We start from the raw sequence: 1,446 nt of genomic DNA on the forward strand, positions 1-1,446 counted from the left end.
GACGCGCTGCAGGCCGCGCACCAGCGAGATCGCGCTGCGCACCGGCGCCCTGGCCGTGCTCGCCCTGGGCGGCGCCTACATGCTCAACCAGGACCGCGGCCTGCCGCTGCCCCTGGTGATCCTGCTCGGCGTGGTCGTGCTGACCGACTTCGTGCTGCGCCGCACCTCCTACGGCCGGAAGATCTTCGCCGTCGGCGGTGGCATCGAGGCGGCCCGCCGGGCCGGCATCAACGTCGCCCGGGTCCGCATCTCGGTCTTCATGATCTCGGCCGGCCTGGCCGGTCTCGGCGGCCTCTTCATCGCGTCCCAGCAGGGCTCCGCCGACAAGACCCTCGGTGGCGGCAACGTCCTGATGAGCGCCATCGCGGCGGCCGTCATCGGCGGCACCAGCCTCTTCGGCGGCCGCGGCAAGACCTGGTCCGCGCTGCTCGGCATCCTGGTCATCCAGTCGATCACCACCGGTCTGGACATGGTCCACGCCGCGCAGGCCATCCAGTACATGATCACCGGCGCGGTGCTGCTCGCCGCCGTCGTGCTCGACTCGGTCTCGCGCCGCACCCAGAAGTCCTCCGGACGCGGCTGACGCCACCCCCCCTCGAACGGCCCGGTACCCACCCCCACGGGTACCGGGCCCGCCGTGTTCCGGTGTTCCGGTGTTCCGGTGACGTTGGTCCCTGCCGGGCGGGCCGCCGGTTGCGCACCCTGGAGACCGGGCCCGCCGGTCCGTGGAGGCCGGCGGTGCGAACCCAGTGCGTGGAGGAGCGCCGTCCATGTCCGCCGAGACGATCGTGCACCGATTGGTCGATGCCTTCTTCACCCACTGCCACGAGTGCGGGTTACCGCGCGACCCGGACTGTCACCCCCGGGCCCACTGGCGGCTCTACCTCGACCTCGACCCGGAGACGCTCGGGCGGATCCGGCAGTGGGCGCTCGACCCCGCCGCCCGCGTCGGCACCGAGGCCGAACGCGCCGTCCTGCTGCACTGGCTCGACGCCCAGGAGGCCTGAGGCGGGGCGGTGGGGCGTCGGGAGGGCGGCGCGTCCCCGAGGGTCAGCCTTGAGGGCCAGCCGCGAGGGTCAGCCCGCGCCGGGGAGCCGGACCTCCAGGCGGCCGGCCAGCACCCGGGTCTCGAAGACCGGCTGCGGGGCGGTGGCCGGCCCCTGCACGACCTCGCCGTCCTGCAGCCGGAACTCACTGCCGTGCCACGGACAGCGCAGGCAGCCGTCCACCACGGTGCCCTCGGCGAGCGGCCCGGAGAGGTGGGCACAGCGCTCGGCGAGCACCGCGAAGCCCTCGGTGCTCCGGACCACCACCACGCCGATGACGCCCGCCGTCCGGCGGGTCGGGGTGCCGTCCGGGAAACCTCATCTGGTCGATCAGCGCGGACACGTGATGCACGCTGACGTTCGTGCCGCCCCAGGAAAGCCACAGCTCGCGGGGGATCTC

The 1,446-nt window shown here is 73.7% G+C and carries 1 protein-coding gene and 2 pseudogenes; 2 read left to right on the plus strand and 1 reads right to left on the minus strand.

Going from position 1 to position 1,446, the window contains the following annotated elements:
* Both ABZ885_RS41125 and ABZ885_RS41130 read left to right on the plus strand, forming a co-directional pair.
* Positions 1-583, plus strand: a pseudogene (locus tag ABZ885_RS41125) (sugar ABC transporter permease); the annotation flags it as partial.
* A gap of 187 nt (positions 584-770) precedes the next feature.
* Complete coding sequence (locus ABZ885_RS41130; RefSeq protein ID WP_360200323.1) at positions 771-1,007, plus strand: hypothetical protein; 237 nt, start codon at positions 771-773, stop codon at positions 1,005-1,007.
* Between the two features lie 69 nt (positions 1,008-1,076).
* Here ABZ885_RS41130 and ABZ885_RS41135 read toward each other — a convergent pair.
* Positions 1,077-1,346: pseudogene (locus ABZ885_RS41135) on the minus strand (Rieske (2Fe-2S) protein); the annotation flags it as partial.
* Positions 1,347-1,446 lie beyond the last annotated feature (100 nt).

It is taken from the genome of Kitasatospora sp. NPDC047058 (assembly GCF_040643935.1).
Taxonomy (GTDB): Bacteria; Actinomycetota; Actinomycetes; order Streptomycetales; family Streptomycetaceae; genus Kitasatospora.